Source organism: Arenibacter sp. S6351L, assembly GCF_023016025.1.
In the GTDB taxonomy this organism is placed as follows: domain Bacteria; phylum Bacteroidota; class Bacteroidia; order Flavobacteriales; family Flavobacteriaceae; genus Arenibacter; species Arenibacter algicola_B.
This window is the reverse complement of record NZ_JALKBB010000007.1, coordinates 123,531-142,644: the sequence shown is the minus strand read 5'-3', so window position 1 is coordinate 142,644 and position 19,114 is coordinate 123,531. Positions and strand designations below refer to the sequence as shown.

Genomic DNA, 19,114 nt, shown 5'->3' with positions numbered 1-19,114 from the left:
CCCATCTATTCCTCAAAAGAATCCGGCCAGGTACAGGGGTAGACTTTTTTGCCGTTTACCTCGCGTATCCAAGTATCAAAACTACGTTTCCCCTCTTTTAAAACAATTATTCTTGCCCCTTCTACAGGAGCTTTGTTGTAAGTTTTGGTTTTGGTAACCCTGCCATAGGCCAAGGCCATATTATAGTGCACCCCTATATAATCGTTATTGTGATCGTGACCCACAAAGGTGCCCATCACATCCTTGGCTTCCAACATGGCGGCAAACATGCCCGTATTAATTTCCGGGCCACATTCCTGCTCCTTACGTTTTCCTATGGCCTTTACTTTTTTGTTCTTCCACGCCTGGTAATATTCAGGCAACGGAATATGAAAAAAAGCAATGGCCGGTAGCGGCTGGTTGTTGTTTAACTGGGTGTATTCCTTACTTTTTTCCTTGTACCAGCTTACTTGGCTATTATCAAACCAGCCCCAACCGTCCACCTCGGGTTTTAGGGTGCTATAGGCATTGGAATCCATGATGTAAATAAGGGCCTTGTTTTTATTGTCGGTACTGCGGACAGGATATACAAAATTGGAGTTACCATAGGTATCCCCCTGGTCATTGTTTAGGCAGTAATTTAAATTCTGAAGGAAGTCGGCCACTTCTTTTCTGGAAAGATCGGCCTGGGAATCGTGATTTCCTAAGGTGACGATCCAGGGCATCTTGGCTTCGGTAAAAATAGCTTCAAACTCCTTATATGTTTTTTCCGGATTGCCATCGGTGGCAACATCCCCTGTTAGGACCACCAGATCCGGTTTTTCTAATGCCATAATCTTTTTTATGGTAGTAAACGCATCCACGTTTTTATCGCTCTCCACATTAATATGGGTATCCGTAAACTGTACCACCTTAAATTCATTGTTCTTATTAAAGTGTAATTGGGATATGTCTTGGGATTGCACTGTGATGGTCAAAATAATATAAAACAAAAAAGCAACTCTAGTTCTCATGGGTACTGGCGGTCATTATGGTTAACAGTTTACAATAATAAGCAAGTTATTCCCTTTGGCACAAAATCATGATTATATTTTTGTTATTATTGGGAGTCCCTGAAATTGGGCTCATATTGAAGTAGCTGCTATGTCCACTTTTCATTGTAAGCCAACGTCGCTGATTCCCATTTACTGAAAACTGACTACTGTAAACTGTTTACTGAAAAAGGTCGTTCATCGAAGAATTTTGAACTTTATCGATTACTCCAATCCGAAACCATATATTCACTACCTTAGAAAGTTAGTAGCCAACTTTTGGTTGTAGTACTCCCCCAGCTATACCTCCACGAAAATAATAGGATAAATTGTATACATAAATGTATTAAAAAAACAGATTATCTAAAATGGAAATACAGGTACTTGTTACTATATTCTTATGTTAGTGACAATTCATAGCTTGATGAATTTCATCTAAAGAAATGTTTCGTTAACTTAAGCTACCCAAAAACCAAAATATATGAAAAGAAGACAATTCATAGTGCAGTCTGGTTTAGTGGCAATGAGTATGTCGGCCTTTGGAAGCGTTAGCTGGAATGGGAAAGAATTCGTGGGTGATACTCCTACCACCAGTGACATTCTTGGTCCATTTTATCGTCCCGGATCTCCGCTAAGAACCAACCTTATTCCGCCCGATAGCAATATGCCAATTATGGAGCTTTCAGGAACAATTTACGATGAGGATGGTGTCACTGTGTTACCTAATGTTTTAATCGAATCATGGCAATGCGATGAAAATGAAAAATATGATAACATTTCAAACGAATACATTAGAAGAGGTTCACAAAAAACAAATGAGAATGGGCAGTATAATTTTCGAACTATAATTCCCATTCCGTACCAGGATGAAGTAGTGGACTGGAGACCTGCTCATATACACCTACGAATTTCCAGTCCTGATCGACAAGATTTAATTACTCAGGTATATTTCAAAAATGACCCCTATATATCCTCTGATCCCTCCGCAAATTCTAGCGAATCTCAGAACAGGATATTAGAATTACAACAAACTTCAACAGGTGAAACTCAGGTAGAATTCAATATTGTACTCGGACAAAGCTATTCACTTGATGATGCGGGATATCAAAAGATTACTGGATTATACCAAGTAGAACAAGGCTTGGTTGAATATTATCGAGAGGATGACTTGTTGTTTGCCAAATTAAATGGTCAAATCCTTAAGGGTTTTGTATATCAGGGAAACAACACCTTTGTAGGTGGCAATAAAATGAACAGTGTGAGATTTGAATTTTCCCTCGATGGTTCGACAAAAGCACATATTACATATTGGGAAAACTGGCCAGGAGTTGAAGGATTTCCAATGAAAATGGAAGGTATTAAAGCTTTTAATTATGGTCATTGATAAATTCTGGGCAATAGTAAAAAGTCGCTAACAAATGCTAAATTGAATATGCAAGTTGAGGACTTTGATAGGTCTCTACAAACATCATAATTAATCAAGTTGAGCAATTGCGGCCATACTCATTTTGGCTTGACGTTCCTGGTCATTGAAGCAAAATAAAATGTGAAAACCATGTTAATATTACTTCGGAGAATAAGGCAAAAACTGTTGTATGAAGGTAGCCTGAAAAAATACATGTTATATGCGGTTGGAGAAATATTTCTCTTAGTTATAGGTATTCTAATTGCTCTGCAAATAAACAATTGGAATGAAGCGAAAAAAGCAAGAAAAATTGAACTCTATATTCTTAAAGAAATACATAAAAACCTCGAATTAGATGTACTAGACCTACAGGAAAATGACAGACTTCTTGCTAAATCTATAAATCATATGAAAATAATATTAGATTATTTAGACAATAAAAGACCGTATGATAATACTTTAGAACTCCATCTTCAAAGTTTTTCTTTATTCCCACATTTTTGGCAAAATACAAGCGGTTTTGAAATGCTTAAATCGCGAGGACTTGAAACTATCTCCAATGAAATTTTAAGAACTGAAATAACGTATCTATATGATAATGATTATGAATTAATGAAAACTTGGGAGAGAGAAATATTAGACTTTATTAATATTTATGTATACAAAGAGGAATTCTCAAAATTTCTGACTAAAAATTCTAAAACTGTTCCAAAGAATTATGAATTACTAATTGAAGACACTCATTTTAGGGAAATAGTTTCAAAGAATTCCTCTTTGTTCAAATATATTTATAATCGCTATTTTTCAGCCACTTTAAAAAGAGCCATAGATTTAAATAAGAGAGTAAATACAGAAATTAATCAACTAGAATAGCATAATAAGCCCCGCTGGCGCGAGCGTCGCGCTCGTGCCTATACCTTTTACTGCGCAAAGCCCCTAGGCTTGAGCAATCAGAACCCTCCGTCTTCTCCTACGTCGAAGCCACCTCCCTTCGCACTTCGACTTCGCTCAGCACAGGTCTGAAGGGAGGAGCTCTTGGTTTCCGTCTTAAGCAATGATCATCCTGCCATGGTGTCCTCCCCCTAGCCCCCTCCCAAGGAGGGGGGACTTGATTCTCAACAAAACTATCCGATATGTTAGCACTTCTAAGTGAAAGCTATCTGAAAACTTTTTAAAAGAGTATTGACATTTCTAAAATGGGAAGAACATCGATTTCAAATTGCTCCCCCTCCTTGGGAGGGGGTTGGGGGGAGGGGAGGTCAACCCCGCTGTGCAAAGTCTCGACTCCTCTCGACCTGACAACAATTCGTCATTGCGAGCCAGTCTGCCGCCTAGGCAGGCGCAGCGCGGCAATCTGTCAATTGTTTGAAGAGATTGCTTCGTCGCCATAGCTCCTCGCAATGACGGATTGGTTTTGAGTGAAATAATCACAATAAAAACTTTACCCCCCCCCGCTGGCGCGAGCGTCACGCTCGTGCCCAAGTAACATGGTGTACAAAATACCTTGGCTTAGGTTTTCAATCCCTTCCGTCTTCTCCTCCTTTAGTCGGAGAATCCACCTTGTCCTCCCGCGGAAAACACTGGACAGGCTTAACCAAGGGAAGGAGCCTCTTATTTTTAACATTGTAAGCTTTTTACTGTTTACTGCTCACTGACCACCGTTTACTATTTAAGAAATCTTGTCCATTTTCTTTCTGATCTCTGCCAAGCAAAGATTGCCAAAACTACCTTCATGGGTGTGCCTTATGTCCCTTTTGGGGGTAAAGGTGCCCTCGTTGATTTCCTTGCCCATTTTCTTATAGGCATCACGGAAAGGTGTGCCGCTCAATACCAGTTCGTTCAAGGTATCCACACTAAACAGATAATCGTATTTGGGATCGTCCAGGATATTTTCATTTACCCGTATTTCCTTTAAACTAAAGGTCATAATCTCCAAACAGGCCTTTAGGTCCTGGATGGCAGGTACAATCACCTCTTTTACCAATTGCAGGTCCCTGTGGTAGCCACTGGGCAGGTTGTTGGTGATCAAGATCAATTGGTTGGGCACGGTCTGGAGTCGGTTACACTTACCGCGCACCAATTCAAATACATCCGGATTCTTCTTATGGGGCATAATACTGGAACCTGTAGTAAGCTCATCCGGGAAGGAGACAAAATTAAAATTCTGGCTCATATATAGGCAGATGTCCATCGCCATCTTGGAAAGCGTGGCGGCAATGCTGCTCATGCCAAAGGCGGCTGCCTTTTCTACCTTGCCACGACCCATTTGTGCGGCCACTACATTGTATTTCATAGTTTCAAAGCCCATTTCCTCCGTGGTAAAACTACGGTCTATAGGGAAGGAACTTCCATAACCTGCAGCACTACCCAAGGGATTTTGGTCGGCTACCTTAAAGGCGGCATCCACAAAGTAAAGATCGTCTACCAAACTCTCGGCATAGGCGGAGAACCAAAGTCCAAAGGAAGAGGGCATAGCCACCTGTAAATGGGTATAGCCAGGCAACATCACTTTCTTGTGCTTGTCCGCCAAATTTAAAAGTAAGTGGAACAAATCCTTGGTCTGGTCCTTTATTTCCGTTAACTCATTCTTTAGGTACAAATGCATGGCCACCAAAACCTGATCGTTCCTGGAACGGGCGGTGTGAATCTTTTTACCGGCATCTCCCAACCTTAGGGTGAGCAGAAATTCAATTTTGGAATGCATATCCTCAAAACTGTCCTCTATGGTAAAGGTACCGTTCTCTATGGTCTTGGCTATATTGTCCAACTCATGTACCAGGGAATCGGTTTCCTTAAGGGTCAACAGACCAATTTTACCCAGCATTTTTGCATGTGCCTTGGAGGCGATTACGTCGTATTTTGCCAAAAGCAAATCCAGTTCCCTATCACTGCCCACCGTGAAATGGTCTATTTTTTTGTCGGTGCTAAATCCTTTGTCCCAAAGTTTCATTTGATATTTTTTATAGTTTTTTTATAGGTCAAATGTAATTCGCCATCAATCTTACCTCCTAATTAAATAGATCTATGTTGGCTCATTTCATCTATTTTTCAATTAACAATTAGCAATTAACAATGCCCTTTGTTAACAGGTTAATTTAATATTTACTATTCTAGTTTAAGATCCAATTTTTTATAGGTCAATTACAATGAACAAATCAACATTGTTAATTGATCACTGTTTATTGTTTCAAGAATCCTTGCAAGATCTTAATATACAAATCTATTCCTTCTTCTATTTCCGCTACATAAATAAATTCGTCCGCAGAGTGACTACGGGTGCTATCGCCAGGTCCCAATTTTAAGGACTGACAATATAAGGCCGCCTGATCCGAAAGGGTAGGCGAACCATAGCTGCTTCTGCCCAAGGCCAAGCCCGACTTTACCAAAGGATGGTCCTTATTGATGGAAGAAGAGTTTAAGCGCAACGAACGGGGCTTTACCTCACAAGGGGCTTCGGCAGTAAGTATGTCCGCTATTTCCTTGTTGGAGTAACAGTCGTTTACCCGTACATCTATCACCAAATCTACATGGCCAGGCACAACATTGTGCTGGTTACCGGCACTTATCTGGGTTACCGTAAGCTTTACCTCCCCCAGCACTTCCGATACCTTGGGAAACTTATAGTCCTTGAACCACTGCAGTACCTCTATGGTATTGTAAATAGCATTATTATCGTTGGGGTGGGCGGCATGGGATGGTGTACCACTTACCTTGCCTTCAAAAACCACCAAACCTTTTTCTGCAATGGCCAAATTCATCAAGGTAGGTTCCCCTACTATAGCCACATCTATCTTTGGCAGGATAAGCAACATACTGTTAAGTCCGTTGGGGCCAGAACTTTCCTCTTCCGCTGAGGCCACGAGCACTATATTATGGCTTAGGTTTTCCTGAGCGTAAAAATGGGTAAAGGTAGCGATAAGGGATACCAGGCACCCCCCGGCATCATTACTGCCCAGTCCAAATAATTTTCCGTCCTCAATATGTGGATGAAAGGGATCTTTGGTATAGGCCGAATTGGGTTTTACCGTATCGTGATGGGAGTTGAGCAGCAGCAAAGGCTTGCTCTCATCATAGTATTTGTTAAAGGCATATACATTGTTCTTCTCCCTTTTAAAAGGGATGTCGAAGTGTGTAAACCATGCCTCAATGGCATCTGCCGTCTTATCTTCTTCGGAGGAAAACGACTGAATTGAAATCAATTCCTGTAACAGCTCAATAGCCTTTTCCGTAAGTTTTTGTTGATCCATGTTTATAAGGTAATAGTGGTAAATAAGGTAGCATTAGGGTTTAACATATCCAAATCCCCAATACAGACCTTGCCCACATTTTTATGAAGTGCATGAAAGCAATTTTCCAATTTTGGCAGCATGCCATCCGCTATAATCTTCTTTTCCAATAATTCTTGGTAATTCTTAGGCTCCAGGTGTTTTACCACAGAGGTTTCGTCCGAAATATCCATCAACACCCCTTTCTTCTCAAAGCAATAGTAGAGCGTGGTGTCATAGTTCCCGCTCATCCCAATGGCCACTTCCGAAGCAATGGTATCGGCATTGGTGTTCAGCAATTGCCCTTCCTTGTTATGGGTAATGGCGCAAAACACTGGAACAAAGTCGGCCTGCAACAATTTGTCAATAGCCGCTGCATTTACTTCCTCCACATCTCCCGCAAATCCGTAGTCTATTTCACGGACCGGTCTTTTTACGGCGCGGATGGTATTGCCATCGGCCCCGCTAAGGCCTATGGCGTTGGTATCCCTGGCCTGTAGTTGTGCCACAATATTCTTATTGGCCAATCCGCCGTAGACCATGGTGATTACTTTTAGTCCCTCTTCATCGGTAATACGTCTCCCTCCTACCAATTTGGATTCTATTCCTAATTTTTCCGCGATTTGGGTGGCTAGTTTTCCCCCGCCATGCACCAAAATCTTAGGGCCTTCCATAGCAGCAAAGGAATCCAGGAATTTATTGAGTTCGGTTTCGTTCTCAATTACGTTCCCTCCAATTTTTATTATAGATAGTTTTTGTTTCATATCTTTTTTTACTTCCCGCTTGGGGTGTACTTGATCTTTTTGCTCAAATTAACCAACCTACGGTTTCAATCCCTTCCGTCTTCTCCTCCTATGGTCGGAGAATCCACCTTCCCTTAACCAAGGGAAGGAGCCACCTATTTTCGTCATTGCGAGCGTAGCGCGGCAATCTGTTTACTATTCACTGCCAACTGCCTAACCTGCAGTACAAAGTCTCATAGCTTGGCATTACATAAAACCATTGGAGCAAAACAACCAACCTTTGGTTTCAATCCCTTCCGCCTTCTCCTCCTATCGTCGGAGAAGCCACCTTCCCTTGCTAAGGGAAGGAGTCCCTTATTTTCATCATTCACTGTTCACTACCACTGTATACTGACTACTGTAAACTGCCAACTGAATACTGTTCACTGCTTACTGTTCACTGTTTACTGTTTACTGTTCACTGACAACTGTGCCTAAGCACCCAGACTCTCCAGCAACTTCTTCAACACAATCTGTGCGGAATAGGTCCTGTTGTTGGCCTGTTGAATGGTCAATGAATTATTGCCGTCCAAAACCTCATCGGCTACCACTACATTTCGCCTTACGGGCAGACAGTGCATAAACTTGGCATTGCCCAACTTTTTATTGGTCATGGTCCAATTTTTATCTTGGTTGATCACCTTGCCATAATCCTGGTAGCTGCTCCAGTTTTTAACATAGACAAAATCGGCATCTTCCAAAGCCTTGTCCTGATCGTATTCTATTTTGGAACCCTTGGTCACCTCAGGATTTAGATCGTATCCTTTGGGGTGGGTAATTACAAAATCGGCCTCCTGCAAATGCATCATTTCCACAAAGGAATTGGCCACTGCATGCGGCAATGCCTTTGGGTGTGGCGCCCATGACAAGACTACTTTTGGTCTTTTCTTGGTATTGTTTTCCGCTAGGGTTATGGCATCCGCCAAAGCCTGTAAAGGATGGCCTACGGAACTTTCCATATTTACCACCGGTATCCCGGCATACTTTTTAAAACCGTTCATGACCACTTCGGCCTCATCCTTTTCCTTATCGGTCAAGGAGGCAAAGGCCCTGATAGCCACTATATCGCAATATTGCGCCACCACCTGGGCTGCTTCCTTAATGTGCTCGGAAGTACCTTGATCCATGATAGTACCGTCTCCATATTCCAACGCCCAACCTTCACTTCCAAAGTTCATCACAATAACTTCCATGCCCAAGTTCATGGCTGCTTTCTGCGTGCTTAAACGGGTTCTAAGGCTGTTATTGAAGAATAATAAACATATGGTCTTGGCCTCTCCCAAGGCTTTAAATTGAAGCGGATTCGCCTTTAATGATCTAGCTTCTTCTACCCATTGCGGTAGGGAATCGATATCTTTTAAGGATAAATAGTGTTGCATTTCTTTATTTTATGGTTGTAAAAGCGGTTTTGTTCTCTATCGCATCGATGATAAAATTGTCCTTTAGGCCATTTACGATCCAGGTTTCTATATTGGCCTGTCTGGCGATGTTGGCTGCCTCGATTTTGGATTCCATGCCTCCGGTACCATGGGAAGATTTGGAACTACTGACCTCATTTTGCAGATCAGCCAGATCGCTTGCCAAACGAATGGTTTCTGGAACCTTGTTGGCAAACGATTCCTTGGTGTATATGCCATCGGTGTTGGTAGCAATGATCAATAGATCTACCTTCATCAAAGCTGCCGTTAATGCCGCCAATTTATCGTTGTCCCCAAACTTGATCTCATCGGTCGCTACCGTATCGTTCTCGTTGATGATGGGGATAAAATTATTGGCCACTAATACGTTGATGGTATTACAAATATTTTCCTTGGAAACCTCTTTTTCAAAATCGGAATAGGACAAAAGACATTGGGAAGTAAACAATCCCAACTCCCTAAAGTTCTCTTGAAAAATTCGCATTAAATGGGGCTGACCTATGGAAGCCAAGGCCTGTTTAACGGTAATTTCCTGCCCGTTGTGTTCCAATTTTACAAACTGCTTGGCAGCGGCAATGGCCCCGGAACTTACAATGATGAATTCGTAACTATCCTTAAGTTTTGCGATCTGCCTCCCAATATCCTCGATTTTTCCCCTAGAGATATGGTCCGTTTCTTTGGTAAGGGTATTGGATCCTATTTTTAATAATATTCTTTTCTTCTGCATGCTCTTTTTTTTAGACCTATTGTTAGGTCTGGCTACTACCTTATTTGACCATCGCCCTTTACATACCATTTGTTGGTCACCAAATGCTGTAGGCCAATGGGCCCCCTTTGGTGCAATTTATCCGTGCTGATGGCCAATTCCCCGCCCAGTCCAAATTGTCCACCATCCGTAAAACGGGTGGAAACATTATGGTAGACCGCGGCAGAATCCACGGAATTCATAAAAAGGTCGGCTTCCTGTTCCTCTTCAGTAACGATTACCGCGGAATGTCCCCCTCCATAGGTATTTATCTTTTCAACAGCTTCCTCCGTGTTTCCGACTTCCCCGATAAGGATCTTATAATCCAAAAATTCTTCAAACCAACTTTCCTCTCCAGTAATTTCGGAAGTACCCTCTGTTTCGGCCAGGCTGTTATCTACCAAAATTTCAACTTTCTTCGCTTTTAATTCAGCGATCAAATCTTTTATAAAAGCTTCCTTGTTGGGCAGTTCGCTATCTATCAACACCTTGTCCAAGGCATTACAGGCCGATATCTTTGTGGTTTTGGCGTTAAGGATAATGGACATTGCCTTTTTTAGGTCCGCCTTGGGGTGAACGTAAAGAAAGTTATTTCCCCTTCCACTGACTATTACCGGACAGGTAGCATGCTTTTTGGTAAAAGCGATCAGCTTTTCCCCTCCACGTGGTACTATCAGGTCTAACTTTTGGGTAGGCTTTTCCAAAAAGGCCTGTGTCTGTTCCCTATTAAATTCCAGATAAGTGACCCAATCTTTGGAAATGCCGTGTTGCTCCAAGGACTTATGCCAGAAATTCACCAATATCAAATTGCTTTGAAGCGATTCCTTTCCGCCTTTCAACAAAATTTTATTGCCCGATTTAAAGGCAATGGCAGCGGCTTCAATGGTAACATCTGGCCTGGATTCATAAATGATCAGGACCGTGCCAAAAGGCGCCGTTTTATTGCTAACGTGCATCCCATTTTCATGGGTAAAATTAAAACGTTCCAAGCCCAAGGGGTCTTCCTGGCTCGCCAACTGCTGCAGGGATAGGATCATACCTTCAATCTTGGCATCGTCTACCTTGAGTCGGTCGTACATAGCCAAATCATCGCCATTATAGGCCTCGAGGTCTTTCTTATTGACCTCCAGAATAGTACTTCGTTCCGCATCGATCAGCTGTGCCATGGTACTTAGCACCGCATTCCTTTGGGCTATGTCTAAATACAAACTCATGCCAATTCCTTTTTTAAGGCATCAAAAAACTGATCCAAATTTTCCTTGGTAATATTCAATGCCGGTAATACTCTCAATACATGTTTGTCACTGGCGCCACCGGTGAACATATGTTGGTTGTGAATGAGTTTCTTTCGTAGCTCCGCCACTTCAAAATCAAATTCCAGCCCCAACATAAGTCCCATTCCCTTTACCCTTTTTACTTGTGGGATGGAAGCTGCTTTTTCCTTGAAGTATTCGAAAAGCTCTGCGGCATTTTCAATTAAATTTTCTTTCTCGATTACTTCCAACACTGCCAATCCTGCGGCACATGCCAAGTGGTTGCCCCCAAAAGTGGTCCCCAACATTCCATAGGAAGCCTTGATGCTATCATGGATCAGGACCCCGCCTATAGGAAATCCGTTACCCATTCCCTTGGCTACCGTAATAATGTCCGGTTTAATGCCATAGTGTTGGAAGGCAAAAAATTTACCACTTCTTCCATAACCACATTGCACCTCATCTGCAATAAGCAAGGCTCCATTTTCCTTACATAGTGCAGCTATATTCTTATAAAACTCTTGGGAAGGCTGGTCCAGACCCCCTACCCCTTGAATGGTCTCTATAATTACGCAACACACATCCCCTTTGGAAATCTCGCTTTTAAAAGCAACCAAATCCTCGAAGGGAAGTATGGTTACCTTTTGTTGCTTGTTTATAGGAGCATTTATCTTTTCATTATCGGTAGCGGCCACAGCGGCAGAAGTTCTACCGTGAAATCCGTGCTTAAAGGCGATTACCCTAGATTTACCCGTTTGGAACGATGCCAGTTTTAAGGCATTTTCGTTGGCCTCTGCCCCGGAATTGCACAGGAAGAGATTGTAATCTTCACAGCCCGAAAGTTCTCCCAATTTATGCGCCAAGGCTTCTTGTATAGGATTCTGAATGGCATTGCTATAAAAACCGATCTTGTCCAACTGCTCCTTCAATCTTTTCACATAATGTGGATGGGAATGTCCTATGGAAATTACGGCATGACCACCGTAGAAATCCAAATATTCCTGGCCTTTTTCATCGGTAACCGTTATTCCCTTGGCCGAAACGGGAGTAACGTTATATAATGGGTATACATCAAATAATTCCATCTTCTATATTGTATTATGAACCTCCCTTGTATAATAACCTTGAAGGTTTAGGTAGAGGTTATCCTTTTTTAATCTCGTTTATCTTGTCAAATGAGGCCACTATACCTCTGATCAGGGAGGAGCTTAGTCCTTGGTGTTCCATTTCGTTCAATCCAGAAATGGTACATCCCCTTGGAGTAGTTACCTTATCTATTTCATTTTCTGGGTGACTGTCAGATTCTATAAGTAGACTAGCAGCCCCATTACAGGTATGCATGGCCAATTCCTGTGCTTCCTTGGCATCGAATCCCAATTGAATGGCCCCTTGTGTGGTGGCTCTAATCAATCGCATCCAAAACGCAATTCCACTGGCACAAATAACGGTTGCGGCCTGCATCTGGTCTTCCGGAATTTGCATGGAATGCCCCATACGGTTAAAGATGGCCTTGGCCAGGTCTACCCTTTTGGCCCCCTTCTCATTACTGCAGATACAGGTCATGGATTTCCCTACGGAAATAGCGGTATTGGGCATGGCACGAATAATAAAGTGATCCGGCCCTATAACCTCTTCCATTCTTGCAATACTAAAACCGGTAATGGTAGAAATAATAACATGCTTTTCCGTAAGTATGTCCTTTACCTCTCCTAAAATCTTAACAAATTGGCCTGGCTGAACGGCAAAAATTAAAATGTCCGATTTGGTCACTGCTTCCCTATTATCTGTAGTGGTGGTAACAATTCCATATTTTTCAATCTCCTTAAGCCCGTTAAGATTTCTCTTGGTAAGGACCATGGAAGTGGCCCCGTTCGTGCTCAAAATGCCTTTGGCTATGGATAGACCTAAATTACCTGCTCCAATAATGGCTATTTTCATTCCTTAATTGTTATTTGTTTCCTTCCTACTACTCCAGCAAGGGTTGATTGGTTTATTCTTAGTTTATCGGTTTACCTTTTTCCACTACCGTTGACCCACTGGGCCGACCGATATTAAAATACGCCCGCTTTTAATTGCAAGCCTTCCGTTTCCTTAAATCCGAACGCCAAGTTCATATTTTGCACGGCCTGTCCTGAAGCCCCTTTCAACAAATTATCTATGGCCGAGGTAATCAAGAGCGTATTGTTGTGCTTGTGCAAATGAATATGACATTGGTTGGTATTCACTACCTGTTTTAGGTTGATGTCCTCTTCCGTCACCTGGGTAAAGGCCGCATCCTTGTAAAACTCGTTGTACAGTTCATAGGCTTCCTCCAAACTCCCATCGAATTCGGTATAGGCCGTGGCCAAAATTCCCCTGGTAAAATTACCCCTGTTGGGCAAAAAAAACAGTTCCCCGGTATTTTCCTGAAGACTGTGCAAGCTTTCATTTATTTCCCCCAAGTGCTGATGCGTAAAGGGCTTGTACCAGGACACGTTATTGTTCCTCCAGCTAAAATGTGAGGTAGATGAAAGGCTTACTCCCGCCCCTGTACTTCCGGTTACGGCATTTATATGCACCGGTTTATCCAGTTTATGGGCCTTTGCCAATGGCAACAATCCCAACTGAATAGCCGTGGCAAAACAACCTGGGTTGGCAATATATTTCGCCTTTTTAATTTCTTCCTTCTTCAGTTCGGGCAAGCCGTAGACAAAAGCTTTTCCGTCCAGAACGGCATCGGCCTCCAGCCTAAAATCATTACTTAAATCTATGATCCTAGTGTTTTCGGAGAACTCATTTTCCTTTAAAAAACTAGTAGAGTTCCCGTGGCCAAGACAAAGAAATACTACATCCACATCCTTGTTTACCTCTCCTGTAAATACAAGATCGGTAACCCCCAATAGGTCCGGATGTGCCGTGGTAATTTTTTTACCTGCCCTAGTGGTACTAAAAACAAAATCTATAGTTGCATGGGGGTGGTTCAGGAGGATTCTGATGAGTTCCCCACCAGTATACCCTGAACCACCTATAATTCCTGCCTTAATCATTATTCTGATTTACGTGGTTATATATTTTTCCCGAATTGGAAAGTATTTTTATAAATCCTTTGGCATCATCGGCGGTCCATCCTTTGTTCATCTCGCCATAACTACCAAAAGAGGCGTTCATTAAATCGTGGGGTGAAGATATTCCGTCCAATTCAAATCGATAAGGGTGCAGACTTACAAAAACATCACCGCTTACATTCTTTTGGGTATCGGTGAGGAAGGCCTCGATATTGCGCATAACCTCATCCAAATAATTCCCTTCGTGCAACAGCATACCATAGAAATTGCCCTGCATTTCCTTTTGATACTGTTGCCATTTGGTAAGGGTGTGTTTTTCCAATAAATGATGGGCCTTGATAATGATCAAGGAAGCAGGTGCTTCAAACCCTACCCTACCTTTTATGCCAATAATGGTATCCCCAACATGGATATCCCTACCTATGGCATATTTGGAAGCAATAGCCTCCAATTTTATAATGTTGTTCACAGGAGTATCATTATCGCCATCCAAAGCAATTAATTCACCCTTGTGGAAAGTAAGTTTCAACTGAGCGGGTTCTGTCTTTTGCAGTTGGCTTGGATAGGCAGAATCCGGTAAGGACTTGTGTGAGGTAAGTGTTTCCTCGCCCCCTACAGAAGTTCCCCATAAACCTCTATTGATAGAGTATTTTGCTTTCTCCCATGGGTAATCTACCCCATTCTGTTTCAAATATTCAATTTCTACCTCCCTGGCCAATTTATTATCCCGAATCGGGGTAATAATTTCAATCTCGGGTGCAATGATCTGGAAGATCATATCAAACCTAACCTGATCGTTCCCAGCTCCAGTACTCCCGTGGGCAATATATTTGGCACCAACTTTTTTGGCGTAGTTCACAATTTCAATAGCCTGAACAATTCGTTCTGCACTTACCGATAAAGGATAGGTATTGTTCTTTAGTACGTTCCCAAAAATTAAATACTTTACTACCTTTTCATAGAAAGTTTGTACGGCATCTATGGAAGTGTAGGAAGTGGCCCCCAATTCCAAGGCCTTTTTATGAATGCTCTCTATTTCTTCCTTTGAAAACCCTCCTGTATTTACACTTACGGCATGTACTTCAAAACCTTGATCCTTTGACAAATACTTGGCACAATAGGAAGTATCCAATCCACCACTATACGCTAAAACTAATTTTTTCATGCTAAACTATTATTATTTTTATTTTCTCAGCAGTACTTTACTACTACTTTGTTTTCTTGTTTAGGAACAAACTTTCCTTTATACTTTTTAATCTTTGAAAAGCCTTGGAATTCAATTTCTCCTTTGGTTCCTTTATGGCCTCCTTGGCTTTGGTTGCAGGGTCGTACAACATGCCGGTACAAAGACACATTTTTTGTTCTGTCCTGGTAAGGATATCAAAATTTTTACAGGTCTGACAGCCTTTCCAAAACTCGGGATCCGTAGTCAGTTCCGAAAATGTAACCGGTTTATAGCCCAGTTCATAGTTCATCTTCATCACTGCCAAGCCCGTAGTGATCCCAAAAATTTTGGCATCGGGAAACTTACTCCTGGAAAGGTCAAAAATTTCTTTTTTTATTTTCTTGGCCAAGCCCTGATTCCTGTAATCAGGATGCACTATTAGACCTGAATTGGCTACAAATTTTTCATGTCCCCAAACCTCAATATAACAGAAACCGGCAAACTTATCGCCGTCCAAGGCAATAATGGCATTGCCATTATGCAGTCTTTTTTGAATATATTCTGGAGTGCGCTTTGCAATCCCGGTACCCCGCACTTTGGCCGACTCTGCAATGGTTTCGCAGATAACCTCGGCATATTTAAAATGGGAATCGTTAGCAATAACAATCTTCATTGAATGTTGCTTTTAAAATTAAAATTATAATTTATTTTTTTTGAGAGGGAAATGGACTCACCTATTTCCATAAAAGAAGCGCACCCTTACGGGCGACGACGTGTAGGCGTAAATGAATAAGCAAGGTTGGAAACCTTGTTTACGTTAAGTATGTAATATGAGTTATTCATTCTACCATCAAAAGTACAAATAAAAATGAATTTTTGTGATTGATGTGCTAATTTTTACTAAATAGCAACTTTTTGTTATGTAATCTAACAATTTCATAACACATAAAACCATATACTGCAATATATTCAACAGATAACAACCAATAATTCTCCTTGAACCCTGCATTGGAATAGGCCCAGTAGCTCAAAATGATACTCAAGGACCAAACCATTGGAAACCTAAACTCGGTAAACAGGCCTAAAATCACTAAGAAAATAATATACCATGGGTGCACGGTAGCCGACAAAAAATAATACAAGGTCAACACCCACATCATGGAGGTCAACAAGGTTGAAATCTTTCTATTGTCCCTAAAAAACGTAAACAGGGCCACAGAGGCAATAACGATTATCGGGGTAATTTTTCCATAATCCTTGATTAGTTCCCATGGTTTTGCATCGAAATTCAGGGCCACTTTTTTTATTAGATTATATAAACCGGCATTAAATTCAAAATTGGAGAACCACAGCCCTACTGTCTGCATGTAATTATTTGCAAAATCCAGGGAATAAAATGGGAGTACCAAAAGGACCGTTGTTATACCCACAACAGCATAGAAGAGGATGCATTTCTTGAACCCGAAATATTTTAAGAACAAGGGCAGAAATAGTAAAGGGACCAATTTTACAGAGATCGAAAGCGCATATACAATAGCCGCCAATAGCCATTTTTTATTGAACAAAAGGCAAATAGACCAAACAAAAAAGAACAACATTACCCCTTCAAAATGCAGATTACCGGTAAGTTCCAAAATAACCAATGGGTTTAAGAAATACCAAAAGATCAAATGGGTAGATTTATTGAGCTTTTGCAATAATTTGCGCCCGAAATATAGGATTCCCAAATCGGCCATAATTATAATGGTCCTCATGACCAATACACTTCCCACTAGACTCTTTCCTGCCAACCAAGTGGACAACGCAAAAATAAACTGGTTCAATGGAGGATAATTACTATAATTTGACGCACTGAGGCTTCCCATGCCACTCACCAATTCCCCGGCATTGTGCATGAGGTGGCCATTTTCTATTATCAAGTCCTTGGGGAGGTGAAGGTAGGGACTCATCCCATGGTTGATCAATTGTCCATCCCATATAAATCTATAAAAATCCTGGGAAAGATTGGGTTCCCCAAAAAGCAGTATTAGCCGGAAAAGCGTCCCGGAAATGGCCAAAAATTTAAAGTTCCATTTTTCAAATTGAATCAGCTTATAACACAAAAAGAACAAAGCCAAATAAAGGCCGAGCAGCTTTATAAAATCCGTTCTATCCAAATGGTAACCAAAGGAAATATAGAAGAGGATGCTAAGCAGCACCATTAAAATTGGAATCCTGTGAAGTTTCCAATAAGAAATGGCCCTTTGGATAATATTTGTCTGGTGGTTCTTGGTCACTTTATTATTTCAGCAATCTCCCAAATTTAAATGAAATTATCAAATAACAGCACTTCCAATTTTGGTTTTGGCAATGAAACCCTTATTTTTTTGAAATTCACAAATGTAGGTAGCTATTAACTTACCTCCAATGTCTGTGCCGGAGCAGCACTATCTCTTTCTTAACTAGTGGTTTAAGGATATAAACCTGTTTAACGATATCAAAATTAAAAAAGCCCTGTCTTTAGAAAGAACAGGGCTTTTGAATAGCGTTTATAAATATTATTTAAGCCCTTGCCATAAGGGATTTGAAGAATACGTAACCGAAGCCCAAAAATAACATAAAGTGAAATGGAAAAAGTCCAAAATCGTTCAAAGGAATGGCACTGTACATTCCAAAAAGGAAGTAAAGCATTAGGGCCGCTTCCAAAATCATATTGGGAGAAAGTTTGGTAGCCAAATATTTATTCCCCTTCCAGCTGTCCGTTATATTGTTCAAATTAAATTTTGGGGTCCTGACAAACTCGGATCTTTTACCCATATGACCTTCCAGTACGGCAATGGAGTTGTGCAATGAAAATCCAAGGGCCACGGAGAAAAATGTAAAGAAGATTCTTATATAGTCTACAAAATTATCAAAACTACTACCCTGTATGCTCTTATAGGTAAACCAATAGCAAACGAAAAGGATAATGGTACTTAAAATAAAAAATTTGGTAGCTTCAAAAATCCATCCCAAATGATCATAGCTATTTTTTATGTACATCATTGGAATACTCAAAAGTGCCACCAAGAATACACAAAGGAACATGGAGCTATTCAACAAGTGCATCACCCCGTGAAATTTGGTCTTGAACGAGATGTTCTTGGCGGAAATAACGCTCCAAACGGTTTTTCTAAAGTTTTCTGCCCCACCTTTGTTCCAACGAAATTGCTGGGAACGGGCAGCACTGATTACCACTGGAAGTTCTGCAGGTGTCTCTACATCCTCCAAATATTTAAATTTCCAGTTCTTTAATTGGGCGCGGTAGCTAAGATCCAAATCCTCGGTAAGGGTATCTCCTTCCCAGTTTCCGGCGTCCAGAATACATTCTTTTCTCCAAATACCTGCGGTACCATTAAAATTTATGAAATGGCCTTTGGCATTACGTCCTACCTGTTCCAATGTAAAGTGGGCGTCCAAAGCAAAAGCCTGTATACGGGTCAAAGTGGAATATTCCCTATTGATATGTCCCCATCTTGTCTGAACTACACCAATTTCCTGATCTTTGAAATAAATTACGGTTTTCTTCAACCAATCATTGGAAGGCAAGAAATCCGCATCAAAAATGGCAATAAACTCCCCTTTGGCTATATCCAGACCTTCTTTTAAAGCACCTGCCTTATAGCCTTGCCTATTGGTCCTTCTTATATGCTGTATATCCAATCCTGTTTCCTGAAGCGCCTTAATTCTCTTGGCAGTGTCCAATACGGAGTCGTCCGTGGAATCGTCCAAAACCTGAATTTCCAATTTGCTCATTGGATATTCTATTTTCGAAATATTGTCCAACAAACGCTCCACAACATACTCCTCATTATAAATAGGAAGTTGTATGGTAACAAATGGTATTTCTTTTGGATCCAATAAATTGAATTTTGGAGCCTCCTTATTTCTCCTTTTATACCCTAGATAGTTGACCAGTAAATTAAGCTGGGCCAAGCTATAAAAAAATATCAATAGTAAGGAAATACTGTAAATCGCAATGATAAAGTAAGTAATTGTTAGTCCCATA

Annotated in this window: 16 protein-coding genes; 2 read left to right on the top strand and 14 right to left on the bottom strand. The window is 41.2% G+C overall.

Annotated features, from left to right (window positions below; genetic code table 11):
• Positions 1-5 precede the first annotated feature (5 nt).
• Positions 6-992, bottom strand: coding sequence for a metallophosphoesterase family protein (locus MWU82_RS08135; RefSeq protein ID WP_247096025.1), 987 nt, complete (start codon positions 990-992; stop codon positions 6-8).
• A gap of 499 nt (positions 993-1,491) precedes the next feature.
• Between MWU82_RS08135 and MWU82_RS08130 the strand changes: the two genes are divergently transcribed.
• Entirely contained in the window at positions 1,492-2,394 is a 903-nt protein-coding gene (locus MWU82_RS08130) for a hypothetical protein (RefSeq protein ID WP_247096023.1), read from the top strand.
• A 171-nt stretch (positions 2,395-2,565) separates the two neighbouring features.
• A complete protein-coding gene (locus tag MWU82_RS08125; RefSeq protein ID WP_247096021.1) occupies positions 2,566-3,288 on the top strand; it encodes a DUF6090 family protein in 723 nt (240 codons plus the stop codon).
• Between the two features lie 796 nt (positions 3,289-4,084).
• On the opposite strand, the gene argH is transcribed toward MWU82_RS08125, so the two are convergent.
• The 13 genes from argH to MWU82_RS08060 form a co-directional block, all read right to left on the bottom strand.
• The gene (gene argH, locus MWU82_RS08120; RefSeq protein ID WP_247096019.1) at positions 4,085-5,365 is read right to left on the bottom strand and encodes an argininosuccinate lyase; all 1,281 of its coding nucleotides are present in this window, start codon (positions 5,363-5,365) and stop codon (positions 4,085-4,087) included.
• Between the two features lie 229 nt (positions 5,366-5,594).
• Positions 5,595-6,662: a M20 family metallo-hydrolase gene (locus tag MWU82_RS08115; protein ID WP_215949481.1), complete on the bottom strand. Its 1,068-nt coding sequence runs from the start codon at positions 6,660-6,662 to the stop codon at positions 5,595-5,597.
• Between the two features lie 2 nt (positions 6,663-6,664).
• Positions 6,665-7,444: an acetylglutamate kinase gene (gene argB / locus MWU82_RS08110; protein ID WP_215949482.1), complete on the bottom strand. Its 780-nt coding sequence runs from the start codon at positions 7,442-7,444 to the stop codon at positions 6,665-6,667.
• A gap of 452 nt (positions 7,445-7,896) precedes the next feature.
• Entirely contained in the window at positions 7,897-8,841 is a 945-nt protein-coding gene (locus MWU82_RS08105; RefSeq protein ID WP_247096017.1) for an acetylornithine carbamoyltransferase, read from the bottom strand.
• A gap of 4 nt (positions 8,842-8,845) precedes the next feature.
• Positions 8,846-9,607 (bottom strand): glutamate 5-kinase, encoded by a 762-nt coding sequence (gene proB, locus MWU82_RS08100; RefSeq protein WP_215949485.1) that lies wholly within the window; start codon positions 9,605-9,607, stop codon positions 8,846-8,848.
• Positions 9,608-9,642: 35 nt separating this feature from the next.
• Positions 9,643-10,839 carry a glutamate-5-semialdehyde dehydrogenase gene (locus tag MWU82_RS08095; RefSeq protein WP_215949486.1) on the bottom strand — a complete coding sequence of 399 codons (1,197 nt, stop codon included), beginning with the start codon at positions 10,837-10,839 and terminating at the stop codon, positions 9,643-9,645.
• Positions 10,836-11,963 carry an aspartate aminotransferase family protein gene (locus MWU82_RS08090; RefSeq protein ID WP_247096015.1) on the bottom strand — a complete coding sequence of 376 codons (1,128 nt, stop codon included), beginning with the start codon at positions 11,961-11,963 and terminating at the stop codon, positions 10,836-10,838. The genes MWU82_RS08095 and MWU82_RS08090 overlap by 4 nt, the downstream gene beginning before the upstream one ends.
• Before the next feature lie 58 nt (positions 11,964-12,021).
• On the bottom strand, positions 12,022-12,816 hold the full coding sequence (gene proC / locus MWU82_RS08085; protein ID WP_247096013.1) for a pyrroline-5-carboxylate reductase: 795 nt from the start codon (positions 12,814-12,816) through the stop codon (positions 12,022-12,024).
• 113 nt (positions 12,817-12,929) lie between these two features.
• Positions 12,930-13,904 (bottom strand): N-acetyl-gamma-glutamyl-phosphate reductase, encoded by a 975-nt coding sequence (gene argC / locus MWU82_RS08080; RefSeq protein WP_215949489.1) that lies wholly within the window; start codon positions 13,902-13,904, stop codon positions 12,930-12,932.
• Positions 13,897-15,087 carry an argininosuccinate synthase gene (gene argG / locus MWU82_RS08075; protein ID WP_215949490.1) on the bottom strand — a complete coding sequence of 397 codons (1,191 nt, stop codon included), beginning with the start codon at positions 15,085-15,087 and terminating at the stop codon, positions 13,897-13,899. Before argG ends, argC begins: the two co-directional genes overlap by 8 nt.
• Positions 15,088-15,130: 43 nt before the next feature.
• Positions 15,131-15,760: a GNAT family N-acetyltransferase gene (locus MWU82_RS08070; RefSeq protein WP_215949491.1), complete on the bottom strand. Its 630-nt coding sequence runs from the start codon at positions 15,758-15,760 to the stop codon at positions 15,131-15,133.
• A gap of 217 nt (positions 15,761-15,977) precedes the next feature.
• Positions 15,978-17,363 (bottom strand): polyprenol phosphomannose-dependent alpha 1,6 mannosyltransferase MptB, encoded by a 1,386-nt coding sequence (gene mptB / locus MWU82_RS08065; protein ID WP_348646978.1) that lies wholly within the window; start codon positions 17,361-17,363, stop codon positions 15,978-15,980.
• A 265-nt stretch (positions 17,364-17,628) separates the two neighbouring features.
• A complete protein-coding gene (locus tag MWU82_RS08060) occupies positions 17,629-19,113 on the bottom strand; it encodes a cellulose synthase family protein (protein ID WP_215949492.1) in 1,485 nt (494 codons plus the stop codon).
• Between the last annotated feature and the right edge of the window lies 1 nt (position 19,114).

What these genes read in the sequence shown, in the direction of transcription:
- MWU82_RS08130 (WP_247096023.1), top strand. Translation starts at nt 1,492, where the DNA reads ATGAAAAGAAGACAATTCATAGTGCAGTCTGGTTTAGTGGCAATGAGT.
- proB (WP_215949485.1), bottom strand. Translation starts at nt 9,607, where the DNA reads ATGCAGAAGAAAAGAATATTATTAAAAATAGGATCCAATACCCTTACC.
- MWU82_RS08125 (WP_247096021.1), top strand. Translation starts at nt 2,566, where the DNA reads ATGTTAATATTACTTCGGAGAATAAGGCAAAAACTGTTGTATGAAGGT.
- MWU82_RS08060 (WP_215949492.1), bottom strand. Translation starts at nt 19,113, where the DNA reads ATGGGACTAACAATTACTTACTTTATCATTGCGATTTACAGTATTTCC.
- MWU82_RS08105 (WP_247096017.1), bottom strand. Translation starts at nt 8,841, where the DNA reads ATGCAACACTATTTATCCTTAAAAGATATCGATTCCCTACCGCAATGG.
- argG (WP_215949490.1), bottom strand. Translation starts at nt 15,087, where the DNA reads ATGAAAAAATTAGTTTTAGCGTATAGTGGTGGATTGGATACTTCCTAT.
- argH (WP_247096019.1), bottom strand. Translation starts at nt 5,365, where the DNA reads ATGAAACTTTGGGACAAAGGATTTAGCACCGACAAAAAAATAGACCAT.
- MWU82_RS08115 (WP_215949481.1), bottom strand. Translation starts at nt 6,662, where the DNA reads ATGGATCAACAAAAACTTACGGAAAAGGCTATTGAGCTGTTACAGGAA.
- argC (WP_215949489.1), bottom strand. Translation starts at nt 13,904, where the DNA reads ATGATTAAGGCAGGAATTATAGGTGGTTCAGGGTATACTGGTGGGGAA.
- MWU82_RS08135 (WP_247096025.1), bottom strand. Translation starts at nt 992, where the DNA reads ATGAGAACTAGAGTTGCTTTTTTGTTTTATATTATTTTGACCATCACA.
- argB (WP_215949482.1), bottom strand. Translation starts at nt 7,444, where the DNA reads ATGAAACAAAAACTATCTATAATAAAAATTGGAGGGAACGTAATTGAG.
- MWU82_RS08095 (WP_215949486.1), bottom strand. Translation starts at nt 10,839, where the DNA reads ATGAGTTTGTATTTAGACATAGCCCAAAGGAATGCGGTGCTAAGTACC.
- MWU82_RS08090 (WP_247096015.1), bottom strand. Translation starts at nt 11,963, where the DNA reads ATGGAATTATTTGATGTATACCCATTATATAACGTTACTCCCGTTTCG.
- proC (WP_247096013.1), bottom strand. Translation starts at nt 12,816, where the DNA reads ATGAAAATAGCCATTATTGGAGCAGGTAATTTAGGTCTATCCATAGCC.
- MWU82_RS08070 (WP_215949491.1), bottom strand. Translation starts at nt 15,760, where the DNA reads ATGAAGATTGTTATTGCTAACGATTCCCATTTTAAATATGCCGAGGTT.